We start from the raw sequence: 26,422 nt of genomic DNA on the forward strand, positions 1-26,422 counted from the left end.
AAACATAAAATAGCAAAAATGCCTATCTATGCCGCATCTATGCCACCCGAGCTGGCAGACGGGCAAAGCCGCGAAACCTGATGCGATTTCCTCTTTGCGCACCCTCCTGCAACACAAAACCGGGAAAGCGCTCGAGAAAACGGCCAACGGCAACACGCCCTTCCATTCGCGCCAGAGTCAGCCCGACGCAGGTATGCGGTCCGCCTGCAAAGGCGTGATGTTTGTTGGGACGGCGATCCAGTTTCACTGCATCGGGGTCGTCAAACTGGCGCGGATCACGGTTGGCAGCACCAATACAGAGGTGAATATCCGTACCCGCCGGGATCATGTGACCATGGAATTCAACTGCCTCGGTGGTCAGGCGATTGCCGAACTGGTTCGGGCTTTCCAGCCGCAGGAATTCGTCCACCGCCGTTGTGATCAGATCGGGTCTGGCCCGAAGTTCAGCCCGTTTATCAGGGTGCCGGTGCAACAAATCCAGTGCGTTACCGATCAGGTTTGTGGTGGTTTCGTGCCCGGCATTCAGAATGAAGATACAATTCTGATACAGCTCAACTTCGGTCAACCGATCGTCCACATCACCCTGCATCAGACGAGTCAGGACGTCTGTTTCCGGGTCGCCCGGACTGGCGCGGCGGTCGTCGATGATCCGGCGCAGGTATTCGACGAAATCGGCGACAGCGCGATTGCCCTGCTCCTCCTGCTCGGGCGTCAGCTTGGGCTCAAGCGCCCCAAGTATCGCGAGCGACCAGTCCCGCAAAGGCTCACGCTCATCACGGGGAATGCCCAGAAGATTTCCGATGATCTCGATGGGAATGGCGCCGGCAAAATCTTCGATCAGTTCGACTTGGCCCTTGGCCTGCATCTCGTCCAGCAGGCGATCAACCAGTTCGACCAGCCCAGGCTCCATCTGCGCCAGCGCGCGGGGGTTCAGCGCGCCGACCATCACCTTGCGCACACGGGTGTGCAACGGCGGATCGTTGAACACAAGGCTGGTGGTGTGGTGTTCGAATAATGCGCTATCGACCCCGTATTTCGGGCCAAAGACCGCCTTCTTGTCCGAAATGAAACGGCGTGTATCGCGATACACCAGATCCAGATCTTCGTATCTGGACAGGATCACGCTGCCATCCGGTTGCACACAAACGGGCGCATCCTCGCGCAAAGCGGCGTAGGTCGGATACGGGTCCTGATGAAACCCTTCGGGAAGTGCGGTCAGCGCGAACATCAGTGCCCCATCGCGCCCATCTGCTCGGGCAGGACCAGCACCAGCCAAGGCACCAGAACGATCAACGCCAGGCGGAAGATGTCGGCAACCCAGAATGGTGTCACGCCCCGGAAGATCGTTCCGGTCGACACATCGCCCACCACGCCTTTCAGGATGAACACGTTCAGACCGACGGGCGGAGTTATCAAGCTGATCTCGGTCACAACGACCACGACGATACCGAACCAGATCGGGTCATAGCCCAGCGACGTGACCAGCGGGAAAAAGATCGGCACCGTCAGCAGCAGCATCGAAAGCGATTCAAAAACGCAGCCAAGGATGATGTAGATGCCCAGGATCATCAGGATCACCACGAAAGGCGACACTTCATATGCCGTCACCAGCGCAATCAACGCTTCGGGCAAACCAGCCAGGTTGATGAAATTCGAAAAGATCTGCGCCCCAATCAGCACCGAGAACAAGGCCGCGGCTGTATATGACGTCTCCTTCAGCACCTCGAATGTCGAACTCAGCGTCAGGCCGCCGCGCGACAGGGCGATCAGGAACGCGCCCATCGCACCCATACCCGCCGCTTCGGTCGGGCTGAAGGTCAGGTTCAGCGGGTGAAAATCAAACGCGCCGTAGAGGCCCCCGATCACCAGAAAGAACAACAAAAGAACGGCCCAGACGGATCGCAGTGCTGTCAGACGCTCGCCCCAGCCGTGGCGTTCGCCGGCAGGGCCTGAATCAGGCTTGCGCCAGACGGTCCAGCGCACCGCGAACAGATAGAACAGGATGCCCATCATCCCCGGCAATATCCCGGCGACAAACAGCTTCCCGATCGAGGTTTCGGTCAGCAGGCCATAGATCACCAGAATGACCGAAGGCGGGATCAGAATGCCCAGCGTCCCGCCTGCCGCAATCGAGGCGGTCGACAACTCGTCCGAATAGCGATAGCGGCGCATTTCCGGCATTGCGACCTTGGACATTGTAGCAGCCGTGGCCAAAGACGACCCGCATATTGCCGAAAAACCACCGCATGCGGCGACGGTCGCCATGGCGATACCGCCCCGAAAATGCCCCAGGAAGGCGTTAGAAACCGCGTAAAGCTCACGCGCCAATCCACCTTTGTTGACGAACAGTCCCATCAGGATGAACAGCGGCACAACCGACAGGCCATAGTCCTGCGCGGTGTCCGTGATCTGGCGGCCCACCATCGACATGGCGGCCTTGAGCCCCCGTTCCGAAAAAATCGCGCCGCCTCGTTCGTAGGCGAAGCCAAACGTGCCAACCAAACCCATCGCAAAGACAATGGGCAAACGAAGCAGCACCAGAACCAGTACCAGTGCGAAACCGATCAGGGCTGCGGTCATTGGGTCTGCTCCGACAGGGCGTGGGGTGCAAAGATGTACATCAGACCGGTAATCACCATCGCGATGGCGGCAATAACGGTGAAGAAGGTGATGAACCAGCCGACATAGAAGACCGGGATCGACAGGTATTCTGTGACGTCCCCGTAGTCGCGCGCGCGCTCGGACAGGATCCAGACCCTGTTGATTGGCCAGATCAGCATGATGCCCGATGCCAGGTAAACCACAGCGTCACGGGCCCGGCTAAGGCGAAGACGGGAAAACAGACCGTCTGTGAGATCGACCGCGATCTGGCCTTTTCCCGCGGAAATCATGGGCAGGACCGAAAACACGAGAATGGCCATCAAAATCCGGGTCAGTTCGGTCGCAGCCTCGATCGGAGCATTGAAAACCGACCGCAGGATGACATCGCAGAATGTCATCACCATCAGGATGAACAGGGCCACACAGGCCAGCAGCGTCGGAAAAAAACTGGCGCGCCGCGCCCAGATCACGAGTTTTCGCATGATTATGTCTCTTGCCGGTAAAAAATGGCTGGTGGGAAACCCCACCAGCCGGACAGCCTTACTGAGCCGCCATTTCTTGCACGATCAGGTCATAGGTTGCCTGCGCGTCGATACCGGTTTCATTGACTTCGCCAATCACCTTGCTTCGAACGTCGGCCGCAATCTGATTGAACTGTTCAAGATCTTCTGCGGACGCGGCGTTGATGCTGTTGCCACCCGCCGCCTCGGTCGCCTCGCGCCCGATGGCGTCGATCTGGTCCCAGATCTTGCCGATCTCACGGCTCAGCGGCTCGCCAAAGACTTTCTCTTCCAGTGCCTTCTGCAGATCTTCGGGCAAGTCGGCAAACGTATCTTCGTTCATAATGAACGCAAACGAGCCGCGATAGAGCCCGCCGGGCACTTCGTAAACGTTCTGTGCGACCTCGGTCAGCTTGAAGCCTTTGCGGGATTCAAACGGCATGACCACGCCATCCGCCGCTTTGGACGCGAGCGTTTCATAGACCTTGGGGGCCGGAACCTGAATGCCGGTTGCGCCCAGCGCCGTTCCAACGTCGCCACCCACACCACCGGGGATACGTACCTTCAGCCCCGAGACCTGATCCAGAGTCGTCACCGGAGCGCTTGAATGCAGCTGCGCCGGACCGTGCGTGTGCAGCGCGATCAGCTTGACCCCGCGATGCTCGTCGGCCGCTTTCAGGTACTTCTCATAGGCGCGCCAATAGGCGACCGATGCGGCCTCGGCCGATCCTTCGTACCCGGGCAGTTCGATCATCTTTGTAGTGACGAAGCGACCTGGCTGGTAGCCGTGGAAAATGATCGAGGCATCTGCTGCGCCATCCATGATCAGGTCCATTTGCGCGGGCGGTGGTGCAAGGCCAAGTTTCAGCTCGGCAGTGACTTTACCATCCGTGGCTTCTTCGACCATTTCGGTGAATTTCGGCCACATCATTGCGTTGATGCCATGGGTCGGCGGGGCCCAGCTGGAAATGGTCAGCGTGTAATCCGCCGCCAACGCCACAGTACCCGAAACGGCCAGCGCGGCCGAGGCAAGAAGGGTACTCAATTTAGTGAACTTCATGGATCTGTCTCCTCCCAGTGAAACATGAGTTAAGAATGCGTTAATGGTCCTTTTTGTAACCATCAACGGGTTTAGAGCTTTCAGGCGCCGCCGCCAACTTCCAGGACGCGGGGCTTTCGGACGCCACCAACTGCATGGCTTCCAACGTTTTTTTCCATCCCACCTCAGTCGCGTATTGCATCGGGCCGCCGCGCCAGCGTGGGAAACCATAGCCATGGATCTGAACCATATCGACGGCATCCGTGGTTTCGGCGATACCTTCCCTGACAATCAGCGCCCCTTCGTTGGCGAGAACGGCCAGAATGCGGGAGGTGATTTCCTCAGCCGAAAACTCCCGGCGTGTAATGCCCTGCTCGGCAGAATATGTTTCGATCAGCGCCTCGACCTCGGGGTCGCGGATCGGTGCGCGGTTGCCGTCTTCGTAACGATACCAGCCTTTGCCGCTGCGCTGCCCAAAACGCTCCAACACGCAAAGCTGATCGGCGATGGTGACGTACCGCTCCTGCGGATCACGCGTGACCGCATTGCGTTTTCTGTTGGCCCAGGCGATCTGCAACCCGGTCAGGTCTTGCAATTCATATGGCCCCATCGGCATTCCAAAAGCGCGCATCGCGGCGTCAATCTGATACGGCATGGCTCCATCGGCCAGCAGGTAATCCGCCTCGCGCCTGTATGCGGCCAGCATTCGGTTGCCGATAAATCCGTCACAAATTCCCGACAGGACCGGAACCTTGCGCAACGTCTTGCCCAAAGTAAAACCTGTCGCGATCACCTCGGCACTGGTGTGAGGGGTTTTCACGATCTCAAGCAGTTTCATGACATGCGCCGGGCTGAAGAAATGCAGCCCCAGACAACGGGCGGGATTTTGCACCCCTTCGAATATGTCGACAGGATCAAGATAAGACGTGTTGGTGGCCAGAATGGCGTCCGGCTTCATGTGGGCGGAAAGGTCTGCAAAAACCGCGCGCTTGACGCTCAGATCCTCGAATACCGCCTCGATCGCCAGATCTGCGTCTGCGGCTCCAGAATAATCGTCCACGGCGCTGAAGGCTGACAACCGATCCTGCATCTGCGCTTCGGTCATTCTGCCGCGCTTTACTGCCCCATTCAAAAGCTCGGAAACGCGCGCCTCTGCCGCTGTCGCCGCCTCGGCATCACGTTCGATCAGGGTTACAGCAAGACCACCGTTCAGCGCGGCCGTGGCGATCCCGGCCCCCATAAGCCCGCCGCCGACCACAGCGATTCTGTTAACCGCGCGGGGTGAGGCACCTTGAATTGCCGATGGCTTGGTCACAGTACGCTCCGTAAAAAAAGCATGACGCAATGCACGGCTTTCCGGAGTTTGTCTCAGCTCCAGATGACGCGCCCGCTCTTTCGGCTGGCCTTTTGAAAATGGTTCCAGCGCCCATGACAGCGCCGTCAGGTTCTCCAGCATGGATTGCTGACCTTTGGCACGTTTTCTTAGCGCCTCTCGCGCCACTTCAAAAAGATCGGGCGCATTTTCCGGCACTTTCCGCTGACTGACGGGTACAGGCCGCGCAGGAAGATCCGCGACAAACTCTCTGACCGCCAGGTCGATGTTTTCAGCGACAAGATCGACACCCCCAAGCTCTTGCAGGGCTTCGGCTGTCAGCAGCTTTCCCGAACAGGCCATATCGATGGCAACGTCCATCCCGGCAATGCGTGGCAGTCGTTGTGTGCCTCCGGCACCGGGGATCAGCCCTACATTAACCTCGGGCAGCCCAAACCGAGTGCCCGGCGCAGCGATCCGCCAAGCACAGCCCATGGCAATCTCGAAGCCACCGCCCAACACGTTGCCATGCAACTGGGCGACAAACGGAACCGGGCTGTCTTCGATCATCTGCACGACATCAGGCAGGTGAGGCTCAACGGGGGCGCTGTCGAACTCTGACATGTCGCCACCGGCAATGAAGGTCGAACCGGCGCAGCGCAGAACGGCAACCCGGGCATCCTTGACGGCATCAACCGCATCCGCCAGCCCCTGGCGCACCTGCAACGACGTCGCATTCACCGGCGGATTGTTCACCGTGACCCAGGCGATGTCGCCTTCCAGATCCACTTTGACCAGCGGGGATTGCGTCATGCCGGCTCCCAGTTCGGTTCAGATTCGCAACTCGGTTATTTATTGACCAACCGTTCGGTTAATGCAATATGGAACTTGCCGGATTTCAAACACGAGGTCGCCATGAGCGATACCATTCTTGCCATAAGCCACGGGAATTGGGTCGAAATCACCCTGAATCGCCCTGACAAACTGAATTCCTTCAACGAGGAAATGCACCTTGCCCTGCGTTCCGCGCTGGAAAAAGCGCGTGACGACGGAGCGCGGGCCATCTTGCTGACCGGCGCCGGGCGTGGTTTTTGTGCAGGGCAGGATCTTGGCGACCGGGACCCTTCGAAGATGGATGGGCCGCCCGATCTTGGGCACACTGTGCGCACCTTCTACGCGCCGCTTGTTCGGCTGATCCGGTCGCTCAACTTTCCGGTCATCTGCGCGGTGAACGGTGTTGCCGCCGGCGCGGGCGCAAACCTTGCATTAGCCTGTGACATGGTCCTGGCGGGCGAGAGCGCAAAGTTCATCCAGAGCTTTTCCAAGGTGGGGCTGATACCCGACACCGGCGGAAGCTGGCACCTGCCCCGCTTACTGGGTGAAGCGCGGGCCAAGGGCCTGGCCCTGACAGCGCAACCCCTGCCTGCCGCGCAAGCCGCCGAATGGGGGCTGATCTGGAAAGCGGTGCCGGACGATCAACTGATGCCCGAGGCCCGCGCGCTGACTGAACAGTTCGCAAATGGCCCGACACTGGGCTACGGGCTGACAAAAGAATGCATTCACGCCGCTGCCAAAAACACCCTTTCCGATCAGCTGGATCTGGAGGCGCAAGCCATGAAAACCTGCGGTCAGAGTGCGGACTATGCCGAGGGCGTCGCCAGCTTTCTGGAAAAGCGCGCACCGAATTTTCAGGGCAGGTGACCATGAACGCGAAAGAACGGGCAGAAAAATCAGCGGCCGCCATGTGGGCCAGCGATCAGGCAAGCAAGTGGTTCGGCATGGAAATCCTTGAGGTCGATGAAGGCCGCGCCGTGCTGACCCTGACCGTCGCCGCGCACCATTGCAACGGTGTGGGCATCTGCCACGGCGGCGTCAGCCACGCCCTTGCCGACAGCGCCTTTGCGTTTGCCTGCAACAGCAGAAACACCGTCACCGTGGCGCAGCATACCGTGATGAGTTATCTCGCCCCCGGCCAGTTGGGCGACAGCCTGACCGCCACGGCGACCGAAATATCCCTGACCGGGCGGAGCGGCATCTACGACGTCCGCGTCACCAATCAGGACAACAAACTGATCGCCGAGTTTCGCGGCATGTCCCGCACGATCAACGGCCAGTTGTTCAAAGAATAACTTCGCGTTTGGAGGAGACCGCGATGGAAGATCTTAGCCCCAACAAAGCTGACCTGGACCCGATTGAAATCGCATCGATCGATGAGATACGGGCTCTGCAACTGGACCGCCTGAAATGGTCGGTGCGTCACGCTTATGAAAACGTGCCGATGTACAGGTCGCGTTTCGATGAGGCCGGCGTTCATCCTGACGACCTGCAAAGCCTGACTGATCTGGCAAAGTTCCCGTTCACCTACAAGAACGACCTGCGGGATAACTACCCATTCGGGCTTTTTGCCGTTCCACGCCGCGAAATCGTGCGCATTCATGCGTCTTCAGGAACCACGGGCAAGCCGACCGTTGTTGGCTATACGCAAAACGACATCGACAACTGGGCCGATCTGGTCGCCCGCTCAATCCGCGCCAGCGGGTTACGCAAGGGTGACATGATGCATGTGGCCTATGGGTATGGCCTGTTCACCGGCGGTCTGGGCGCACATTACGGGGCCGAACGGCTTGGTTGCACGGTCATACCGATGTCGGGCGGACAGACGGAAAAGCAGGTCGGCCTGATCACCGATTTCCGTCCGGACGGGATCATGGTGACGCCGTCCTACATGCTCAACATTCTCGAACAGTTTCACAAGGCCGGGCTTGATCCGCGCGAAAGCTCACTCAAGGTTGGCATCTTTGGCGCCGAGCCATGGACCGACGCCATGCGCAAAGAGGTCGAAGCCGCCTTTGACATGCATGCGGTCGACATCTACGGCCTGTCGGAAATCATGGGGCCGGGCGTTGCCAACGAATGCGTCGAAACCAAGGACGGTCCGGTGATCTGGGAGGACCACTTCCTGCCCGAAATCATCGACCCGGAATCAGGGGAGGTTCTGCCGGACGGGGAAATGGGCGAACTGGTCTTCACCACGCTCACCAAGGAAGGCCTGCCGATGATCCGCTACCGCACCCGCGACCTGACGCGTCTCTTGCCGGGAACCGCCCGGTCGATGCGCCGGATGGCCAAGATCACCGGGCGCAGCGACGACATGATCATCCTGCGCGGCGTAAATGTCTTTCCCAGCCAGATCGAAGAACAGGTCATGGCGACCGGCGGACTGGCACCCTATTACCAGATCGAGCTTTACAAGTCGGGCCGCATGGACGCGATGCGGGTGCTGGTCGAGGCCAATCCGGATTCGACCGACGAGTTGTCCAAAACCGCGGCGGCGCGCATGCTGACCAAGCGGATCAAGGACATCGTTGGTGTTTCAACCGAGATTATTGTAGAGGACCCCGGACAGGTTGAACGCTCGCAAGGCAAAGCCAAACGGGTCGTCGACAACCGCGATAAGGAGTAGACCTTGGCCCGTACCATCGCCAAAGATCACGATCAGAAACGTGCTCAAATCCTGAAATCGGCGGCACGGGTATTTGCCAATGAAGGGTTCGACCGTGCCTCGATGTCCTTGCTGGCCAAGGAGTGCGGGATATCAAAAGCCAATATCTACCACTACTACGACAGCAAGGATGCCATCCTTTATGATATCCTTGAAACCTACCTGCGCGATCTGCGCGACAGGATTTGCGGCATCAACACGGATGGCCTGACGGCTGAACAGAAGCTGCGGGCCGCGATAAAAGAAATCCTGTTCGCCTATCAGGGCGCGGATGATGAACATCGCGTTCAGGTCAGCGGCATGTCCGCACTGCCCGACGAACAGCAAAAGGTCCTGCGCGGATATCAGCGGGATCTGGTCAATTTCGTCAGCGACATACTGAAAGAACTGGCTCCGGGCGTTCTTGGAACAGACAAGAACAAGCTGCGCGCCGCGACCATGTCCGTTTTCGGCATGTTGAACTGGTATTACATGTGGAACACTGGTGCAGGGTCAAAAGCGCGCGAAGATTACTCGGACGTGGTCAGCACACTTACCCTTCACGGAATTCAGAACCTGTAGAAAGCTTGTGTCTATTGGGCCAAGACCGAGGCGCGCAACTCGTTCAGGGCCTGACTGTCTGGCACTTTGCTCAGGGCCTCCTCCAGAATGGCCAGCGTCGCCTCGCGCCCATCGACTGCTGCGGCAATCCGGACCAGCATGACCCAGGCTTCTTCGCGTTGCGGATCCATGCGCACAACCTCGCGAAAGGCGCGTTTTGCTGCGGGAATGTTTCTGAAGGTCAATGCCATTCCACCCAGTACCAGATGGGTTTCCGGAAAATCTGACCGCGCCCGCAGCGAGGCCCGCCACTCGGACATCGCCTGCTGCAACTTGTCCTGCTCCTGCTCCGGAAGACCGGCGGCAGGAAAGTCCAGCATGGCCTTCGCAGCCTCGATCCGCACCATCCTTTCCGAGTCGTCGAGCAGTTCGTTTAGCCTGTCCGCCTGTAGCCGGGGCGGCGCGGCCCTTTGAATTGCGATGGCCGTCGCCCTTATCAGCGGATCATCATGTGCCAGCAGAGGTGCCATATCCTCGGCGGTAGTCTCATCCGCGACCTGAGACAACAGCCATAGGGCTGTTGCCCGGACCAGGCCCGCCTGACTGTCATCAAGCGCCAGAGAGTTCAGGTCCGGCTTGGCACCCACTGGATCAGACCGCCCGGCCGCCAGCGTGACGCCGTAATGCGGGCGCGCTGCTGCATTCGGATGGTATTTTTCTATCTCCGCCGCCGCCCATTCTGCCGACCGATCCGCGTGGCAGTCGGTGCAGGCGTCTGGTGCACCGGTCACGTCTGCCAGATCCGGCCTTGGGATACGAAAGCTGTGGTCCCTACGACCGTCTGTCCCCATATAGACACGCTCGATCATGTGGCAGTTTTTGCACTGCGCGCCCTCGGAACCCGCTTCATGGAAATGATGCGAAGGATCATCGTAGGGCTTTAGCGGCAAAGACGTGAAATCGGGATTGCCTGCCGGGGAATGGCATTGCGTGCAGACGCCGTTTCCGTCTGCCTTCAATTCGGCGCTGTGGGCGTCGTGGCAATTCAGGCAAGTCACGCCCTTTGAGTACATCCTGGATTGAAGAAACGACCCGTAGACATAGACCTCGTCCAAAATCTGCCCATCGGCGTGGTAGAGGCCGGGGCGCAGCAACGACAGGTTGTAAGCCTCATGAAAACTGGTTCCGGGCATTGGATTTCCCTCGCCAAACGGCTCACGTCGGGAATGGCAGGTCGCACATTGCTGTATCGCAGCCTCAGCCCCTGCCCCGGCGAAATCCATCGCAAATCCGTATCCCGCGGGCGCGGGCACCGATGAGGTTCCGGCAGATTCCGCCCAGTCGACATGCGCCGAACCGGGGCCGTGGCAGGCTTCGCATCCGACCCCCGTTTCGACCTGAACCGAAGCATAGGCCTGACGGCGTTCGTCATAGCGCTTTTCGAAACCGGTCGCATGGCACTCCGCGCAGCGGGCATTCCAGTTCTTGTATGGTCCGGTCCAGTGCAACCCGTCATCCGGCGGCAATGTCTGGTCGGGGTACAAGTGGTACCAACGTCCGTTTTCGACATCCCAAACGACATCAAAGCTTTGCAATCGGCCCGGCTCGGTTTCGATCAGATACTGTTGCAGCGGCGCGACCCCGACAACGGAATGGACGGAATAGTCTTTCACCGTGCCGTCGGTCTCGGTCAGGTGAATGCGGTAGTTTCCGTTGTCGACTGAGAACTCGTATTGCACCCCGTCGTGCTCGAACCGGGTTCCGTCAAAGTCGGCCAGGACGGTATCCGGCGCGAGGCTGGTCCAGGCAAGCGCGTGATGCGACCCCATCCAGGCGTCGGTGGCATCCTGATGGCAGCCCGTACACTGCTCCGATCCGACATAGTGCTGGTCCGTGTTCTCCGACTGTATCTCTTGTCCCCTGACGGCAGCGGCAAGGTACGCCCAAGTTGCCAGAGCAAGGATCAGTACAACACCGAAATCCGAAATCCTGCCCGAGCAACCGGGCAGGTCAATGCGCCGGGGAACCGCCCAGCGAGGCTTCCAAAAACAAGTGTGCCGTCGCAATTGGAATGCTCCCCGGGCCCGTCGGATCACGCGGCGGTCTCTCCAACCACGTCTTCACCACCTTCTACACGATTGATGTCGGTGTTTGGAAAAAACTCGGACCAGACATGCCAGAACACGCCGGCCCGCAGCGTCTCGACCCTCTGCAACTGGCCCTGATCCGAAACACCCCAGAAATCGCATCGGGTCACGGGCTGGCCGCTGTCGTTGTACCAGACACCCAAACTCTCATAACGAGGGTCCAGACTGACAACGACGTCGCGCCCGCCAACCCGCGCGTTCACGATCCAGTCATTCTCGACAATGAAATCGTCGGTCCAGCAGGCCGCCTCATCCCCGATTGTGATCCCCCAGACATAGGTCTTGTTCGGCAGCCGATTGTCCGAGCGGTCCATGTTGTCCATCACCGGCGCATCTTCCTGATGCTGGCGGGAAATACCCCAGCCAAAAGTGATTTCCGTCACCATGTCCAGCAGGCGCAGCAGCGGGTTCGAAGAGGGTTTGTTCAGGTAAACCTCGCCGTCGGGAAAGGCCTTCTGAAACCCGCGAAACGTCATCCGATACGTGGGCCATGGCTTCATCCGAGCTTCCGGCCGCAGGGGGCAGGCAGGTCCGTCCGCATTCGGGTCGCGATCTGCTTCGCGGAAGCCGTAGATATGCTGAATCGGCTCGCCAGTATCATTGTCACGCAGGATCAGGTTGTTGCCGTGCTGGGCCAGAACCTCAAGGTTCAGCCGCTTGCCTTCGATGGCCGGCGAATATCCCTGACCGAGATTGGCCATGGCACAATAGGTCATCACGACGTCTTCGCCGCCCAGACCTTTTTCGTTGCCTGCCAGATGCGGGCGCATGATCTGCGCATCCGGATGGGCGCGGGCATGCCCATTGTTTTCGATCACGATAACCGGCGCCGTCGACCCGACGTATTTCCGCGCTTCGCTGATCGGAAAATACCGCGCCGTGTTAAGCTGGTTCCGCAAACCCAGATGCACCCAGACATAGGGAAACCCGTACAGGAATATCACCAGCAGCGCGGCGACAAACCAAAGCCAGAGCGGACCACCGCCAAACAGGAAATGCGCCAGCGTTGAAACGGCAAAGCCACTCAGCCCTATGCCGATGAGGCGGTATTCGTTTCGGATGAACCGCACCATATTTTCGCGCTTCACCTTCAACAGCATCTGCGAGATGTCGCCAAGATCGCGGAAATAGACAAATCCGATCCCAAGCGAGGCGATCAGGCCAAGAGCGAAGAGTATGTTTCCGACCATCTGCACCTCGTGATCCTGTTCCGGTTTTTGCGTTATTGCTGCGCAGAGGCGCGTTTTGTCATGAACGCATCTACGGCCTGTTGCGTTTCGGGGCGTATGTTCTCGATCCCTTCATAGGGCACACCGTAGGCAGGCGTTGTATCGGGATATTTCTCTTTTCTTGCCATGTGACGCCCCAGAATCCGCGCGAACTCCTGACCGCCCCAGGCGCCAACCTCGGTCGAGACCGAGTATTCTTCGCGTGTGTCCCGGTAAAGATCAAAGAACTTCGCGAGAATCGCACTTTCCCCGGGCCCCGGCAGTTTCAGCTTAAGCTGGTCTTTCACAACGGCCTCAGGCTTGTTGACCGAATAAATGATGACATGATCGCGCCGCGCCTTGGTTTCATCGGCAAACAACAGGGCGGCCGATTGGTCCACCCCGTCAACCAGACGATCTCGTGGGATATGCTGATCGGCCCCGGCGAACCGGGAGAGCGTTGTGTAAAGATCCGAGACGTGAATGATGCTGTTCAGCAGACCATCAGCCTCGATCATACCAGGCCAACGGATGAAGGCATCGACGCGGACACCGCCTTCGGTCGTGTCACCTTTGCCTCCTGCGTAGATCAACGGCGTAAAGCCGGATTGTGGAGCGTATTTTGTGAAGTGTCCGTTATCTCCCATCACCACGACAACGGTGTTGTCGGTCAGCTCAAGTTCATCCAAGCGGGCAAACAGATCACCCAGCCACTGATCCAGCAGCTGCATCTTGTCGACATAAAGTCCGCCATTCACGCTTTCCGGTCCCGATCGTCCGGCACGGGTGTTGTCCAGCGGGATCATTGGCCAGTATTGCAGGAAGAACGGCTGCTCACCGCCTGCAAGGCGGTCCAGCTCCTCCAGCGTCTTGTCCTGGAACGCCTGGTTCATCTCGTCATATTTCGCGGCATTCCAGCGTTCACCGGTTTCCATGCGGATTTCACGGATTGGGCCGTCGGTTTCACCTTCGATCACGGTCATCATTGCAGCAGCATCCGGCCGGAACCAGCCGTCCAGCGTGTACTTGTCGTCGTAATCCCGGATCGCGACCGAAACCTGTTCCCTGATCGCGTCGTCGTTGAAAATGGTCAGCTGCCCCTGCTGATGGATTGCGTGCTGAGCGTAATCAAATCCCTGGTTCATCGCCCAGCTTTCAGCGATGTCGCCCATATGCCACTTGCCCACATGACTGGTCGCATAGCCCGCCTGTTTTAGGACCTCGGCCAGCGTGACTTCGTTCTCCGGCAGGCCAAAACCTGCGATATCGACTGTCGTGTCGCCCATGCCCATCCGCACCGGCAACCGCCCGGTCATCTGCGCCACCCGCGTCGGCGTACAGGAGGGTTCGGTATACATGCGTACCATTCGCATGGCCTGATCCGAGAAATCGTTGATATTCGGCGTTTCATATCCCCGCACGGCGTTCAGCTCGGGTATTCCCATGTCGCCAAAACCCATATCGTCGATCAGCACACTGACGATGTTCGGTGGGTTGCCTCCGTTGCCGTCCCGAAATGCGGCCAGAGCGTCGTTGACCGCAGCGTCATCCTGTGCCCATTGGTCTTCATGCTGGGACTGAAGAATGTAAAACTCGGCATCGTGTATGATCGGAGCATCCTGCGCAAATCCAGGCGACGCGAAAAGACCTGCCGTCAGCACCCGATAGCAAAACTGTTTCATACCCTACCCCCCAGATAGACATTTTTTCGGCTGAACGCCGGGTGTTTCACATCGATACATTGCGATACTAAATGTGAACTTCCCACGCGCGCAACCTTCCGGGCAAACGTCAGGGGCGGAATCGCCTGGGCTCAGCAAGCTCGGCGATGTTTTTTCGGAGCCGCAACCCTAAGACCCAATCACACATTCTTCAGAACGGGCGATGAGCGGGTCGACTAATTCCCAATGGCTTGTGGTATGATGTGCTCACGGGTCGGCGACCTTGATTGCCGCTGCAAACTCACCTCAGTCAAACTCGGAAAATTCAGGAAGTAAGACCTGGGTCAAAGCCAACTGCGCTTGTTCGGGCGCTGCCCCGCAAGGCATGCGTATACGCGAAGGCTCGGTCATCAAGCCATCACCGTGGCGCATTTCGACCTCGTGCATTGACAGGCGCAACTGCATTGGCCCCATAAAACCACTCGCCGAAACGAAAAAACAAAAGCCGGATCGGCCAATAGGCAACCATGCCTATGGCCGATCCGGCATCCTTTTGCACTGTTGTCGCGTTCTAGTACGGCGCCTCAAGCGGCGTCATGCGGACATAGACGGATTTGAGCTGGCTGTAATGTTCGATCGCAGCCTTGGAGTTCTCGCGCCCGACCCCCGATTGCTTGACGCCACCAAACGGCGCTTCGACCGGCGCATCATTGTACGAGTTGATAAAGCAGCTTCCGGCATCCAGTTGCGCGATGACCCTGTGCCCACGTTTCAGATCGCTGGTGAACACACCGGCGGCCAAACCGAAATCGGTGGCATTGGCGCGCGTGATCACCTCTTCCTCGGTTTCGAAATCCAGCACGGCCATCACGGGACCAAAGATCTCTTCAACCGCGATCTTCATGTCGTCGGTAACGTCGGCGAAAACCGCAGGCGTCATCCAGTTGCCCGGACGTTCAATCCGTTCGCCGCCACAAACCAAGCGGGCCCCTTCGGATTTCCCTGCCTCGATATAGCTTTGGGCGATCTCCAACTGACGCGCGCTGACCAGCGGGCCAAAATTGGTGGCCTCATCCTGCGGGTCACCGATGATCGCGTTGGCAAGCCGCTCCTGCAGGCGGTTCAGAAACGCGTCCTTGATGCCCTTCTGAACAAACACACGTGTCCCGTTCGAACACACCTGCCCCGAAGAATAGAAGTTGCCAAGGATCGCGCCACTGACGGCGTCTTCCAGATCGGCATCGTCAAACACGATCATCGGAGACTTGCCCCCGAGCTCCATCGTGACATGTTTCATGCCCGCAGCCGCAGCAGCATAGACCTTTCGCCCGGTGGGCACCGAACCGGTCAGCGATACTTTGTCCACCCGGGGATCAGTGACAAGGGCAGCGCCGGTTTCACCCCGCCCCTGCAGCACGTTGAACAGACCCGGCGGCAGGCCTGCCTCGGACAGGATTTCAGCAACCTTGAGCGCGCAAAGTGGCGTTTCTTCAGAAGGCTTGAAAATCACGGCGTTGCCGCAGGCCAGTGCTGGCGCGGCCTTCCAGCAGGCAATTTGCGTGGGGTAGTTCCAGGCACCGATGCCGACACACAGTCCCAGCGGTTCGCGCCGGGTGTAGACCCAGTCTTCGCCAAGCTGTATGTGCTCGCCGGTCAGGCTGCCTGCAAGACCGCCAAAATACTCCAATGCATCTGCGCCCGATGTTGCGTCCGCAACCAGGGTTTCCTGCAGTGGCTTGCCGGTATCATAGGTTTCCAGCACTGAAAGCTCATGGTTGCGTTCGCGCATGATGTCGGCGGCTCGGCGCAGGATGCGCCCGCGTTCGGTGCCGGACATGGCGCCCCAGGCTTTTTGCGCCGTCCGGGCCAGCGCGATCGTCTGATCGACGAGCTCGGGAGAGGCCTCGTGCAACCGCGCGATCACCTCTCCGGTCGCTGGGTAAATCACATCAAGGGATCGACCGTTTTCATCTTCAAGATAGGCGCCATTCACGTAATGGCTGGCCTGAGGCTGCGCGATCATGTTCTGAGGTCTCCGAAACATGGCTGATGGGTAGTCCGGAACTGGTTTTCTCCGGCAGGTTTGTATTGCGAACGCATGGTTCTAAGCAGACGGGCCAGCGCGGATCGAACCGGCCATTTTATCTGCGGGGATGACCATGGTGGATTTTTATTGATCAGTCAATCAACCAACCGGATGATCCCATGCACACCGTCAGAGACCACGTTCGCAACTGTTTCCGACACCAGAATCCTGTTCGTAAAATCCCCAGTTGGAGAAGAGCCCTGACCGACCGGCTGGCGCGGGCCGCCCCAGTTCCTATCGCCGCAAAACGGGGGAATCGATGGCGGACCGGTCGCCCCGGACCCAGCGCCGAAACGGGGATCCGAATTGGGGCGTTCGCAAGCACAACCCCGGCGGCAACCCAATCAGCCAAGCCAAATTGACCATCAACGCAATGTGCGCGAGCGACCCGGCCTAACAAACCCGCTGCGTTGCAACCACTCCGGACAACCTCGGGATGTGCGCAGCTTATCAACCTTTTACACGAGACCGGACCGGAAAACCTCTTTCTGCAAACGCTGGATCATTGACGCAGAACAGGGCTGGTGCACAGGCAAGCGGTCTATTCCGGCGCCCGGCGGACTCTGTTTAGAATTGAAAAAACCAGCCTAAAACGCTATTATGATCGCGTTTATACGAGTTATTGAATGTAGACGGCGGGCACCACTTTTTCTCCGCTCGGTGGCCTCAGAGCCATTGTTCCAAAGGATTGCGGCTTGAACTGCGGCTGGACCTGACCGAAGCATACAGCGCCCCTTCGACAGCAGGCTTTTCTGCCTCTGACGGAACGCCCCCGCTTTCGGATGAAACACCAGACACGTGCCGTGGCATTAACAAGTTAGTCCGTATTCTTTTGACCTGATGCTTTGACGCCCGGGCGAGCCCGCATCTGCGCAGGTATTGAAAGAAACGGTCATGAGCACTCCCCGCTCGAATCTCCGACGAGAATTTGATATGGCTCCGTGTATTACGCCGGATCCCGTACGAACCGAGGTTGTGAAATGGCACTCCTTCACAAAACAGGTGTTGAGAAGACCACAACGGATCGAACCGCCTGGATCCACCGGGGGCATATTCTGTCGCGAGACCATTCGTCAGACACCACCCACCCTTTGCAAAGGGTCCGGCCGTGAATATGCGCGTTATGGTCGAGATTACCGCATCTGCACATTTCGATTTGCAGGATCCCGAAGCACTGGCCACTCAGATGAGAAAGCTGGGGTTCGAACTCGACCCGGATCTGGAACCTGTTCCGATGAACGAGACGGGCCACGGCGCACAACGGCAGCCGACCAGCGTGATACTCAGCGGAACCATTGCCGACGCGGCATCTCTGGACGCACTCAAGCTACGGCCGGACGTCATAAACATTTGGGGCGATACGCCAATTGCGCCTTTTGCCCCATAAGCCGCGTTCAACCTGCTGAACCGGATTTCTTCCACCACTCAAACTCAACCAATCCCGAAATCTGTCGTGGCGACGTTCGCCGCGACCGACAACCTGCGCAACCAGTTTCCAGTGCAACAAATTTAACCCAATGGAGGTATAAAGATGGCTGCTAAAAAAACCACGCGTGGCAGGAAGTCCAACGGCGACAACGGCTCGCCCCCAAACGGGGTTCCCCAGCCCACTGACGGCAAGGGCCGGCTGAGTATACTGGTCGAAATGCGGTATACACCCGGCGGCTCCGGTCCCATGGCGATGTCCTCGGCCGAAGGTTTCTCGGGCGACGGCTTCGCTGTCGACAATGAATTCGAGCCCGTCAGCATGGGCGGCACCGGAAGCGCCGAATTTGCCGCTTCGGGTCAGGCCCCTGACGAAACCTTCGTGGTGCGCGGCACCGTTGCAAGCGAAGACGCAATGGCAGCCTTGCGCAACCGCCCCGAAGTGGCCGGTGTCTGGCGCGACGTCCCAATCGACGGTTTCCCCGTCGACAATCCGTACGGGCCGCAGACAGGCGGCGGCATGGCAGCATGCCCGATCCCGCCCTGCGACTGCAGCCCCGGCACGCCAAAGGGCAACATGGCCGACGTCGCCACCTATCTGGGCGTCGATCAGGTCTGGGCGGCGGGGTTCCGTGGCAACGGAATTGTTGTCGGCGTTTTGGACAGCGGCATCACCGCGCAAGGCCGGCCGGTCAAGAACGGAGAGACCTCGCGTCGCATCCCGCGCGTAATCGGCGGATGGCCGTCAGACTGGGGCACCGAATCCGGCAAATGGGGCAATCACGGCAACATGTGCGCCACTGATGTTCTTGGCATGGCGCCCGAAGCCCAGCTTTACGATCTGCGGATTGCCGGATCTGGCGGCTCGCCCGGGACGATCAGCCGGGCATTGCAGGCGTTCAACTGGTCCATCAACCAGTTTCGAAGCAATGGCACTCCGCAAGTTCTGACAAACAGTTGGGGTATTTTCCAGGAAACATGGGATACCACCTATGCCCGCAACCCCAACCACCCGTTTACCCGCAAGGTGGTCGAGGCGATCAACGAAGGCATTCTCGTGCTCTTCGCTGCTGGTAACTGCGGAGATACCTGCCCCGACAACCGTTGCGGCGCCGATAACGGCCCGGGACGCAGCATCTGGGGTGCAAATGGCCACCCGCTGGTGATGACCGTCGGCGCGGTGAACAAGAACGAAGAGTTCATCGGATACAGCAGCCGCGGACCTGCCGCTCTGGATTCGAACAAGCCTGACTTCTGTTCCATCAGCCATTTCACGGGGTATTTCACAAGTGACTCCGGCACCTCGGCAGCGACGCCGATCCTTGCGGGTGCGGTGGCGTTGCTGAAGCAATCCCAGCCCAGCGCAACGCAGGCACAGCTGAAATCCATACTGAAAGCAACGGCCAAGGATATCGGGGCCAGCGGCTTCGACCAGCATTCCGGATCCGGCATTGTCCAGATCAAGGCCGCATATGACCGGTTGCACCGGCCTGTCCGCAGAACGATCGTCGGACCCGCATGCCCGCGCAGAACGGTGGTTGGACCCCTTTGCCCGCGCCGGACCCTGACCGGGCCGTGGTGTCCGCGTCCGACAACCGTCGGGCCGCGCTGCCCGCGCCGGACTTTGGTTGACCCATGGTGTCCGCGCCGGACCCTGGTCGGGCCGTGGTGCCCGCGTCCGACAACCGTCGGGCCGCGCTGCCCGCGCCGGACCTTCACCGGACCGTGGTGTCCACGCCCGACCTTCGCCGGATGCCCACGCCCGACCCTGAGCGGGCCGAGATGTCCTAGGGTCACGCTGGTAGGCTGTCCGCGCCCGACACTGGCCGGATGTCCGCGTCCGACGCTCGCAGGCTGCCCACGTCCCACACTGGCTTGCTTCCGCGCTGGCGACGAGGATTACTATGACAGCGGCTGGGACGACGGATACGACGACTGGGACGACGGTTACGCGATGTACGAAGATGCCTATGACGATGAATGGGTGGATGAGTACGGCGCCGAGTCCGACGCCGACTATTGGGACGACGACTACGGGTATGATGACGAGTACTGAGTCATCCTGCCGGATGTAACGACCACGCACCCTCGGGCCAACCGCCCGGGGGTGTTCCTGAGGGACTTACGACATGACCGATGCAGCCATTCGTTCGAACACAGAACCATCGCGCAGGCCGCGTGCGGAAGAACGGGTCGCTTCTGTTCTGCGCAGGTGTAACCTGATCCCCGCGGCGCGGATCGTGCAACAGGGCATGCGCATCATGGCAACCCGGCGTGACCGCGCAACAACAGCCACGGTTCATCTGGGCGGACAGGGAATGTTTCTGGTCAAATTGGGCACCCGATCCGCCAGCAACTGGAACCGGCGCGAGATAACCTGCTATCAGGCGGTACAATCGCTCAGCCCCGGCATCGCGCCCTATCTGGCGCATTCCGATCCGGATCGAGGCATCCTGATCACCGAACTTCTGGACCCGGCCACAACCCTGCACGACTTCATGGGGCGCAACCCCTTGGATGACCCAGCCGTGCTTGATGGTCTGGCAAACGTGCTGGCCCGTCTGCATCAGGGACACGTAGATGACACGCACCTTCCCTCGGCTCGTCCCTGGATGCTGGCCGGGGATTCCGGTGGGCTGCACGAACAGTTGCATCACCTCCTGCCCGATCCGGCTGCGCGTGCGGCGGTCATGGCCTGCATCAACCGCGCTCAGGCAAGATGGCGGGAAACCTGCCTCATCCATGGCGATCTCAAATGGGACAACTGCCTGCTGCAGTCCGGCCCGGATGGAACGGTGCAGATCCGGCTGGTCGATTGGGAACTGGCGGGTCTGGGCGATCCCGCCTGGGACGTCGCAACGGCCGTGCAGGAGTACCTTCAGCTGGCGCAACCGCCCGTCAGCCCGGACAATAAGCCACTGGCCTCTGTCCCTGAAAACGAAGCCTGCCGGGCTGCGGTCCATCTGTATTCAGCCTACACGCGCGCCACCGGCTCTTTAGGATCCGCAAATACGGATTTCCTGAAAAGATGCAGCCTCTACACCGGTATCCGACTTGTCCAGACCACTCTCGAGTTGCAATCGATGGAAAGCCCGGACGGGACGCGCAGTCAGGTAGCCTTGGCCATGGCGCTGAGGGTGTGCCAGACTCCGAAATGGCTTGAAACCCTTCTTCGGGACGGGCCGCGAATTGGAACAGGATCGGTATAGCAATGGGTGCTGATGCGCTGGACGAGGCCTTACCTGCGGCGTTTGACGTCATTTCGCGGGTATTGGCCAGTGGACCCCTTAGGAGCGGCGATCCCGCCCCCCTGACGGATGCGCTCTATCGGGACTGGTATTGTGCAGTCGGTGAAAAACCGGGCCTGAATGCAGAAGACCGCGATCTGTGCGAGTTGCTGAGAACAGCGCACGCATCCTCGCACCGATGGGAGGAAGGGTGGCATGTCGCGAAAGTGTCCAGACGCGGCAAGGTTGCCGTAACGCGCGGACGCGAAAGGCGGGTGCTCCACGTGATCGATTGCCTGCCCGAAGATGGCCGTGGCGCACGTATTTGCCCCGGCGACACCGTTTCGGTTGTGGCCCGCCGGGATTCCGAAACCATGAACCCTGGCGATTACGTCACCTTCTCGGAACCCTGGCATGCAAACCGGCACCCGATTGTCCGGGTGTACTGGAACGCAATGCCAATAGGTGCACCTGTTCTGGTTCACGCGCTGAGTCAGGCTTTGGGCGACGTATTCCCATATTTCCTCAAGTGCCCCAGGCGACCGGCCGAATATGACCGCCGGGATGCGCTTGTCCTTTATCTGCCCCGACCAGATTTCGCACAGGCCGCCGAGGCCATCGCCGCTACTGCCAGGCGTGCATGCGACGACCTGTGTGATCCGGTTCCCCCCCTGACCAGAAGGCTTTGTCCCGGGGTCGGCGTGGCCGACGACCCGGCAGCACGGGGTGAAAGCTTTGGGTCGTCCCGATGCGCGTTGGTGGCGCGGGGTGTCCTGCAATGCGTTGATCGCGGTGTCGATCAGCCCACGGACTGGGTCAAATCCGTGCGCGCCGTATTCTCGTCCGAAGGCATCGCACCGGATCGGCCGTGGGCCGAAGCTGCCGACAGCCCGGAGTACGCGTTGCCGTGAGAAAACTGGACCCATCACCCCCGCCTCCCGGCGGCGACCAGGGCCCGGCCTTTCTTGCGGTCGCCACTGCAATCGCGGATCAACTGGTGCGCGATGCTATTCGGGACGGCGATTGCTGCACCTGGCTTGGGTATGAAATGGATCTGGTCGACGGGGAATGGCGGTCCGTTTACCAGACAATCGACGAATCCCTTTACGGCGGACTGGCCGGGGTTGCGCTGTTTCTTGCGGAAATGTGGCGGGAGACCCGCAATCCGGACTACGCCAACACCGCATCCAGCGCAGCCAACGGCGCCATGCATTTGATACGTGAACGGCGCAGCGTCACACCGCACGGATGGTTCAGCGGTCTCATCGGCACTCTGGGCACCGTTCGGTCCCTGTACGACATACTGCCAGAAACGGAGATGGCAGACGATACGAACCTTCTGCACGAAGTTCTGACAGCGGCACCACCCCAGGATAGCAGCTTTGACCTGATCGCCGGGCCATCGGGAACGATTGCGGGCTTGCTGACTCTGCACGGGGGGGCGTCAGGCGATAATATTTTGCGCGCCTGTCACCTCAATGGCGAATGGCTGTTGGACCGGGCGCAGCCCGGACCCGGTATCGGGCTGTCCTGGCAGGAAGAAAATGCGGAAACGTCACACGCCTTTCCACATTGCGGCCTTGCACACGGTGCCTCTTCCCCAGCGCTCGCGCTGCTGGAGCTTTGGGCCGCGACCCGGGACGAACGTTATCGCAAAGCCGGTTTCCGCGCCTTTGAGTACGAGCGGCAATGGTTCGATCGCCACCAATGCGGTTGGCCCGATCTGCGCGATGTCAGGGCCGATCAGGCCGGTGACCCCAAAGCGATGGTTTACCCCACCTACTGGTGTTACGGGTCGGGCGGCATCGCGTTGTCGCGGCTTCGGGCCTGGCAATTGACAGGCGACAAGACAGCCCTTGCAGAAGCCAACGCCGCCATCTTCGCCTGCAAGCGACGGGCGCGGCAGGCTCTGACCACCGAACGCTCCGGTTTCGAAGAAAACGCAAGCGTTTGCCATGGCCTTGGAAGTATCGTCGAACCCCTGATCTACTCAACTCAGCTCCGCCCTGATCCCGAGGCAATAGCCCTGGCCCGCGAACTTGGTCTGGCAATGCGACCCCCTGCAAACGAGGAATGGAGATGCGGCCTGGTCGAAGGCGGTGAAACACCTGGCCTGATGCTTGGTCTGGCGGGGATCGGGCGCATGTATCTGGGCCTCAGCGACCCAGGCCGGTTCCGGCCATCCGGCCTCGTATTGCCTACGCCCAAGCGCGGGGATCCCGCCTGATCAACCCTTGGCGCGTCCCAGCCGGCGAATGGGAAACCGCGCGCGGATTTCCGCGTCCACCCGATCCGGGATATGACCGGGATCGGGGGCCGCCAGCAATTCGCGGGTACGCTGCCGGGCCCGTTCCAGCGAATCCTTGTCTGTCGCCGCCGCCCATTCCTGTGGCGTGCGCCGGTCCGCCATCGCCGGATAGTAATAGTCGCTTTCCATCCTGTTCAGCGTCTGGTCATGCGCCAGAAAATGTCCCGGCCCTCCGACACAGACATCGCGGATGATTTCAAGGGACAGTGTTTCTTCCGAAACCTCGAAACCGCGCGTCGCACGCATCACCGACCCGATCATGTCATTGTCCAGAACAAAGCTTTCCAGCGAACAGCCCAGAAGCGAACCATACATCCCTGCCGCCTCGTAGATCAGGTTCGCACCCGACAGCGCGGACAATAGCTCGGTACAGCCCTTTTCATATCCGGCCTGAAAATCCGGCATCTTGCTATCGGTCATCCCTGCGCTGACTGCGCAAGGAATATCATAAAACCGCGCCATCTGTGCACAGGCCGCCATCAGCAGCCCCTGTTCCGCACTGCCGCCCGACATCGCACCGGTGCGCAGATCACTGACAAAGGGTAAGGCTCCAAAAGTGGCCGGATGACCGGGATTCAGCAGATTGACATATACCAGCCCTGCCAGCACCTCGGCGGTCTGCTGGGCAACCGCCCCGGCCAGCGGTGCGGGGCTGGTGGCGCCAGCCTGCCCCGCCGAAACCAGCTTTAACGGAATGCCATGGCGCGCGGCAGTCGCGATGACTTCCAGCGCATCTTCGGCAAAGTTCAGCGGCGGCACCACAAAACAGGTTGAGATACAAAGCGGCGGCCGTGCCCGCAGCGCCTCTGGACCGCCGGTGATCATCGTCAGCATACCGACGGCCTCTTCCAGAACGGCTGCCGAACCGAATGAGGTGCCAACCGGCTTGGCCGTTCCCTTCAGGCACGCGTAAAGCGTGTTCAGATCCATCTCGCGCGGGTCCGTGATGTCCCGAGCCACCACGGTGCGCTGGAACATGTGGATGTTGGGCAGCGCTTCGGCCAGCCGCGCCATATCGTAAAGATCGCGCAAGGTCGTGTCGCGGATCTGACCGGTTTCGCTGTCGATGATATGAACCGCCGCACCCGACGTGCCGAAATGCGTTCGCGCACCTGACGGGTCCAAATCATGCTCGGGCCGCTGGCCAAACAGGTGAAACCCGCGGCCGGCGGTTTCCAGGACCCGCCGCACCATAGGTTCGGGAAACAACAGCCGCCTGTCCGTGGTCAGGGATCCACCAACAGCACAGACCGTGTCGATGCAGTCCCGGGTCGCCCCCTTCAGCCCGATTTCCCCAAGAATACGCATCGCCGTGGTGTCGATCATCGACAGTTCCCGGGCCGAAAGTGCGGCGAACTTTCCGCCTTCGATCCCCGGCCAGATCGCCTCGGTCACGCCCATTCCCGCGCCATCCTGTCTTGCGTGTCTGCGGGCCGCGCGACCGCCGTTGCGTTTACGTGCAGTCATCGGTCGATCCTGTCAAAAAACCTGGCAACGTTGTCCGCCTGCGGCCAGTTGAGTGCAGTCTTGTAACTGTCCTCAGGCAATCCAGTCAGACCAGAAAACTTGTCCGCCAACTGGTCAGGCGTCATTGGGTTGGATGGATGACCCAGAGGGGCGGCGCAGGTGGTCTGGACAATCTCGCCACCTGTCAGTTCAACCCTGAGCCTGTCTGGCTGATCCGGGTCATAATTCAGCGCCGGGTTTTTGGCCTGTTCTGCCTTGACGGTGGTCAAGTCGATCAACCGGGCAACTTCGGGGTTGGCCCAGAACGCATCTGCGCTGTCGCGCAGCGATAGCTGTCCCTTTGCCAAGATTTGCGCAACACAGGCCGGAGCCGAAAACAGGGCTTCGGTACGCGATGCCGGGCGATCGAATGGCAGGATTTCATAGTGGAAATCCGGCATGAATGCCTCGATGGCCGTAATCCCATGCACGCACCCGGCCAGTCGCGAACGGATTTCCACCGCCGCAGTCATCAGGCGGTGCGTGTATCCGCACGAGGGCCAGGGTTTCAGGATCAGCCCATAATCGGACAGAGCCCAGTCCCGCCCCAACCGCGACATGACGTCTGAGAACCGTTTCGCATCATAGGCACTCAGAAGCCCTGCAAATCCGCGTTCGTGGTCCATTACATGCAGTTGCCCCGTCAGGCCCTGGGCTGCCAGCAAGGCGGCCTCAACACCGTTGCGGGCGGCCCAACCGGCCTGCAAGGGCTTGGCGTTGGACCCGAATTGCCTTGTGTAGCCCGCCGCCTGCGACACCGCGAAAGACAGGGCATGCACTGTCTGGTCCGCCGACAGCCCCAACAACCGCGAAACCGCCCCGGCGACACCGATGACACCCAGCGTGGCCGTGGAATGAAATCCGCGTGCATAATGCGCCAATGACACCGCTTTACCCAATTGCATGATGATTTCGGCCCCCACGGCATAGGCCGTCATCAGGTCCTTTCCGGAAACCGGGGTCAGATGCGCGGCCGCCAGCAAGGCGGGCAGCAGAACAACAGTCGGGTGGGTATTTCCCGGCTCTTCCCAGTCATCCAGATCCCAGGCATGGCCCGCGACCCCGTTTACCAGCGCGGCAACCGGAGCCGACAGGGTCTGATCCGCACCGTAAACACAGACCGGACCGGGCGCGACCAAGGCCAACGCAGCCCGCGTTTGACGCGCCACCGCACTGTTCGCGCCAGCCAGAATGCACCCGAAACAATCGACAACCGCCGAGGCAATCTGCGCCTGTACAGACGGGTCCGGGCGGGCCGCAACCGCAAATTGCGCAAGTGTTTCAATGGCCGTCACGGTGTACCCCCTTTCGGCTGAGTGGACCCGGAAAGCAGCGTCATCCAAATGCTCATGCCCGCACC

General features: G+C 59.9%; 20 protein-coding genes. 9 read left to right on the plus strand and 11 right to left on the minus strand.

Features of this window, described 5'->3' with window-relative positions:
* Positions 1-37: 37 nt before the first annotated feature.
* From ACR0J8_RS17755 to ACR0J8_RS17775, 5 genes are read right to left on the minus strand one after another with little or no spacing between them, the layout of a single operon-like run.
* Entirely contained in the window at positions 38-1,228 is a 1,191-nt protein-coding gene (locus tag ACR0J8_RS17755; RefSeq protein WP_480891447.1) for a cytochrome P450, read from the minus strand.
* The gene (locus ACR0J8_RS17760; protein ID WP_170616009.1) at positions 1,228-2,580 is read right to left on the minus strand and encodes a TRAP transporter large permease; all 1,353 of its coding nucleotides are present in this window, start codon (positions 2,578-2,580) and stop codon (positions 1,228-1,230) included. Before ACR0J8_RS17760 ends, ACR0J8_RS17755 begins: the two co-directional genes overlap by 1 nt.
* Positions 2,577-3,083 (minus strand): TRAP transporter small permease, encoded by a 507-nt coding sequence (locus tag ACR0J8_RS17765; protein ID WP_480523635.1) that lies wholly within the window; start codon positions 3,081-3,083, stop codon positions 2,577-2,579. Before ACR0J8_RS17765 ends, ACR0J8_RS17760 begins: the two co-directional genes overlap by 4 nt.
* Positions 3,084-3,141: 58 nt before the next feature.
* Positions 3,142-4,161 carry a TRAP transporter substrate-binding protein gene (locus ACR0J8_RS17770; protein ID WP_480523637.1) on the minus strand — a complete coding sequence of 340 codons (1,020 nt, stop codon included), beginning with the start codon at positions 4,159-4,161 and terminating at the stop codon, positions 3,142-3,144.
* Between the two features lie 40 nt (positions 4,162-4,201).
* Positions 4,202-6,265 carry a 3-hydroxyacyl-CoA dehydrogenase NAD-binding domain-containing protein gene (locus ACR0J8_RS17775; protein WP_480891451.1) on the minus strand — a complete coding sequence of 688 codons (2,064 nt, stop codon included), beginning with the start codon at positions 6,263-6,265 and terminating at the stop codon, positions 4,202-4,204.
* Positions 6,266-6,367: 102 nt separating this feature from the next.
* On the opposite strand from ACR0J8_RS17775, the gene paaG reads away from it, so the two are divergent.
* Genes paaG through ACR0J8_RS17795 form a run of 4 tightly spaced genes read left to right on the plus strand, consistent with a single transcriptional unit; the run spans position 6,368 to position 9,515 of the window.
* Positions 6,368-7,153, plus strand: a complete 786-nt coding sequence (gene paaG, locus ACR0J8_RS17780) for a 2-(1,2-epoxy-1,2-dihydrophenyl)acetyl-CoA isomerase PaaG (protein WP_480523641.1) — start codon at positions 6,368-6,370, stop codon at positions 7,151-7,153.
* Positions 7,154-7,155: 2 nt separating this feature from the next.
* Positions 7,156-7,581: a hydroxyphenylacetyl-CoA thioesterase PaaI gene (paaI, locus tag ACR0J8_RS17785; RefSeq protein ID WP_480523643.1), complete on the plus strand. Its 426-nt coding sequence runs from the start codon at positions 7,156-7,158 to the stop codon at positions 7,579-7,581.
* A gap of 23 nt (positions 7,582-7,604) precedes the next feature.
* Entirely contained in the window at positions 7,605-8,915 is a 1,311-nt protein-coding gene (gene paaK, locus ACR0J8_RS17790) for a phenylacetate--CoA ligase PaaK (RefSeq protein ID WP_480523644.1), read from the plus strand.
* A gap of 3 nt (positions 8,916-8,918) precedes the next feature.
* Complete coding sequence (locus tag ACR0J8_RS17795) at positions 8,919-9,515, plus strand: TetR/AcrR family transcriptional regulator (RefSeq protein WP_170682139.1); 597 nt, start codon at positions 8,919-8,921, stop codon at positions 9,513-9,515.
* Positions 9,516-9,526: 11 nt separating this feature from the next.
* On the opposite strand, the gene ACR0J8_RS17800 is transcribed toward ACR0J8_RS17795, so the two are convergent.
* From ACR0J8_RS17800 to betB, 4 genes are all read right to left on the minus strand, one after another.
* On the minus strand, positions 9,527-11,560 hold the full coding sequence (locus ACR0J8_RS17800; protein WP_480891455.1) for a cytochrome c3 family protein: 2,034 nt from the start codon (positions 11,558-11,560) through the stop codon (positions 9,527-9,529).
* A gap of 26 nt (positions 11,561-11,586) precedes the next feature.
* Positions 11,587-12,831 carry a DUF3179 domain-containing (seleno)protein gene (locus ACR0J8_RS17805; protein WP_480523650.1) on the minus strand — a complete coding sequence of 415 codons (1,245 nt, stop codon included), beginning with the start codon at positions 12,829-12,831 and terminating at the stop codon, positions 11,587-11,589.
* 32 nt (positions 12,832-12,863) lie between these two features.
* Positions 12,864-14,531, minus strand: coding sequence for a sulfatase-like hydrolase/transferase (locus ACR0J8_RS17810; RefSeq protein WP_480523652.1), 1,668 nt, complete (start codon positions 14,529-14,531; stop codon positions 12,864-12,866).
* A 550-nt stretch (positions 14,532-15,081) separates the two neighbouring features.
* A complete protein-coding gene (gene betB, locus ACR0J8_RS17815) occupies positions 15,082-16,533 on the minus strand; it encodes a betaine-aldehyde dehydrogenase (RefSeq protein WP_480523654.1) in 1,452 nt (483 codons plus the stop codon).
* Positions 16,534-17,704: 1,171 nt separating this feature from the next.
* Between betB and ACR0J8_RS17820 the strand changes: the two genes are divergently transcribed.
* The 5 genes from ACR0J8_RS17820 to ACR0J8_RS17840 all read left to right on the plus strand — a co-directional run bounded on the left by ACR0J8_RS17820 (position 17,705) and on the right by ACR0J8_RS17840 (position 23,475).
* Positions 17,705-17,983 carry a hypothetical protein gene (locus tag ACR0J8_RS17820; RefSeq protein WP_480523656.1) on the plus strand — a complete coding sequence of 93 codons (279 nt, stop codon included), beginning with the start codon at positions 17,705-17,707 and terminating at the stop codon, positions 17,981-17,983.
* A 144-nt stretch (positions 17,984-18,127) separates the two neighbouring features.
* Positions 18,128-20,077 carry a S8 family peptidase gene (locus ACR0J8_RS17825; RefSeq protein ID WP_480523658.1) on the plus strand — a complete coding sequence of 650 codons (1,950 nt, stop codon included), beginning with the start codon at positions 18,128-18,130 and terminating at the stop codon, positions 20,075-20,077.
* Positions 20,078-20,150: 73 nt separating this feature from the next.
* Positions 20,151-21,230, plus strand: a complete 1,080-nt coding sequence (locus ACR0J8_RS17830; RefSeq protein WP_480523660.1) for a phosphotransferase family protein — start codon at positions 20,151-20,153, stop codon at positions 21,228-21,230.
* A 2-nt stretch (positions 21,231-21,232) separates the two neighbouring features.
* Positions 21,233-22,159 (plus strand): T3SS effector HopA1 family protein, encoded by a 927-nt coding sequence (locus ACR0J8_RS17835; protein ID WP_480523661.1) that lies wholly within the window; start codon positions 21,233-21,235, stop codon positions 22,157-22,159.
* Positions 22,156-23,475: a lanthionine synthetase LanC family protein gene (locus tag ACR0J8_RS17840; RefSeq protein ID WP_480523663.1), complete on the plus strand. Its 1,320-nt coding sequence runs from the start codon at positions 22,156-22,158 to the stop codon at positions 23,473-23,475. Before ACR0J8_RS17835 ends, ACR0J8_RS17840 begins: the two co-directional genes overlap by 4 nt.
* Here the strand turns inward: ACR0J8_RS17840 and ACR0J8_RS17845 are convergent, their stop codons facing one another.
* Together ACR0J8_RS17845 and ACR0J8_RS17850 are read right to left on the minus strand one after the other, a co-directional pair.
* The gene (locus ACR0J8_RS17845; RefSeq protein WP_480891461.1) at positions 23,476-25,023 is read right to left on the minus strand and encodes a trimethylamine methyltransferase family protein; all 1,548 of its coding nucleotides are present in this window, start codon (positions 25,021-25,023) and stop codon (positions 23,476-23,478) included.
* Positions 25,020-26,357, minus strand: coding sequence for an MmgE/PrpD family protein (locus tag ACR0J8_RS17850; RefSeq protein ID WP_480891463.1), 1,338 nt, complete (start codon positions 26,355-26,357; stop codon positions 25,020-25,022). Before ACR0J8_RS17850 ends, ACR0J8_RS17845 begins: the two co-directional genes overlap by 4 nt.
* Positions 26,358-26,422 lie beyond the last annotated feature (65 nt).

Source organism: Ruegeria sp. N11 (assembly GCF_056531525.1).

What these genes read in the sequence shown, in the direction of transcription:
- ACR0J8_RS17775 (WP_480891451.1), bottom strand. Translation starts at nt 6,265, where the DNA reads ATGACGCAATCCCCGCTGGTCAAAGTGGATCTGGAAGGCGACATCGCC.
- ACR0J8_RS17830 (WP_480523660.1), top strand. Translation starts at nt 20,151, where the DNA reads ATGACCGATGCAGCCATTCGTTCGAACACAGAACCATCGCGCAGGCCG.
- betB (WP_480523654.1), bottom strand. Translation starts at nt 16,533, where the DNA reads ATGATCGCGCAGCCTCAGGCCAGCCATTACGTGAATGGCGCCTATCTT.
- ACR0J8_RS17765 (WP_480523635.1), bottom strand. Translation starts at nt 3,083, where the DNA reads ATGCGAAAACTCGTGATCTGGGCGCGGCGCGCCAGTTTTTTTCCGACG.
- paaK (WP_480523644.1), top strand. Translation starts at nt 7,605, where the DNA reads ATGGAAGATCTTAGCCCCAACAAAGCTGACCTGGACCCGATTGAAATC.
- ACR0J8_RS17770 (WP_480523637.1), bottom strand. Translation starts at nt 4,161, where the DNA reads ATGAAGTTCACTAAATTGAGTACCCTTCTTGCCTCGGCCGCGCTGGCC.
- ACR0J8_RS17845 (WP_480891461.1), bottom strand. Translation starts at nt 25,023, where the DNA reads ATGACTGCACGTAAACGCAACGGCGGTCGCGCGGCCCGCAGACACGCA.
- ACR0J8_RS17760 (WP_170616009.1), bottom strand. Translation starts at nt 2,580, where the DNA reads ATGACCGCAGCCCTGATCGGTTTCGCACTGGTACTGGTTCTGGTGCTG.
- ACR0J8_RS17755 (WP_480891447.1), bottom strand. Translation starts at nt 1,228, where the DNA reads ATGTTCGCGCTGACCGCACTTCCCGAAGGGTTTCATCAGGACCCGTAT.
- ACR0J8_RS17810 (WP_480523652.1), bottom strand. Translation starts at nt 14,531, where the DNA reads ATGAAACAGTTTTGCTATCGGGTGCTGACGGCAGGTCTTTTCGCGTCG.
- paaI (WP_480523643.1), top strand. Translation starts at nt 7,156, where the DNA reads ATGAACGCGAAAGAACGGGCAGAAAAATCAGCGGCCGCCATGTGGGCC.
- ACR0J8_RS17835 (WP_480523661.1), top strand. Translation starts at nt 21,233, where the DNA reads ATGGGTGCTGATGCGCTGGACGAGGCCTTACCTGCGGCGTTTGACGTC.
- ACR0J8_RS17825 (WP_480523658.1), top strand. Translation starts at nt 18,128, where the DNA reads ATGGCTGCTAAAAAAACCACGCGTGGCAGGAAGTCCAACGGCGACAAC.
- ACR0J8_RS17805 (WP_480523650.1), bottom strand. Translation starts at nt 12,831, where the DNA reads ATGGTCGGAAACATACTCTTCGCTCTTGGCCTGATCGCCTCGCTTGGG.
- paaG (WP_480523641.1), top strand. Translation starts at nt 6,368, where the DNA reads ATGAGCGATACCATTCTTGCCATAAGCCACGGGAATTGGGTCGAAATC.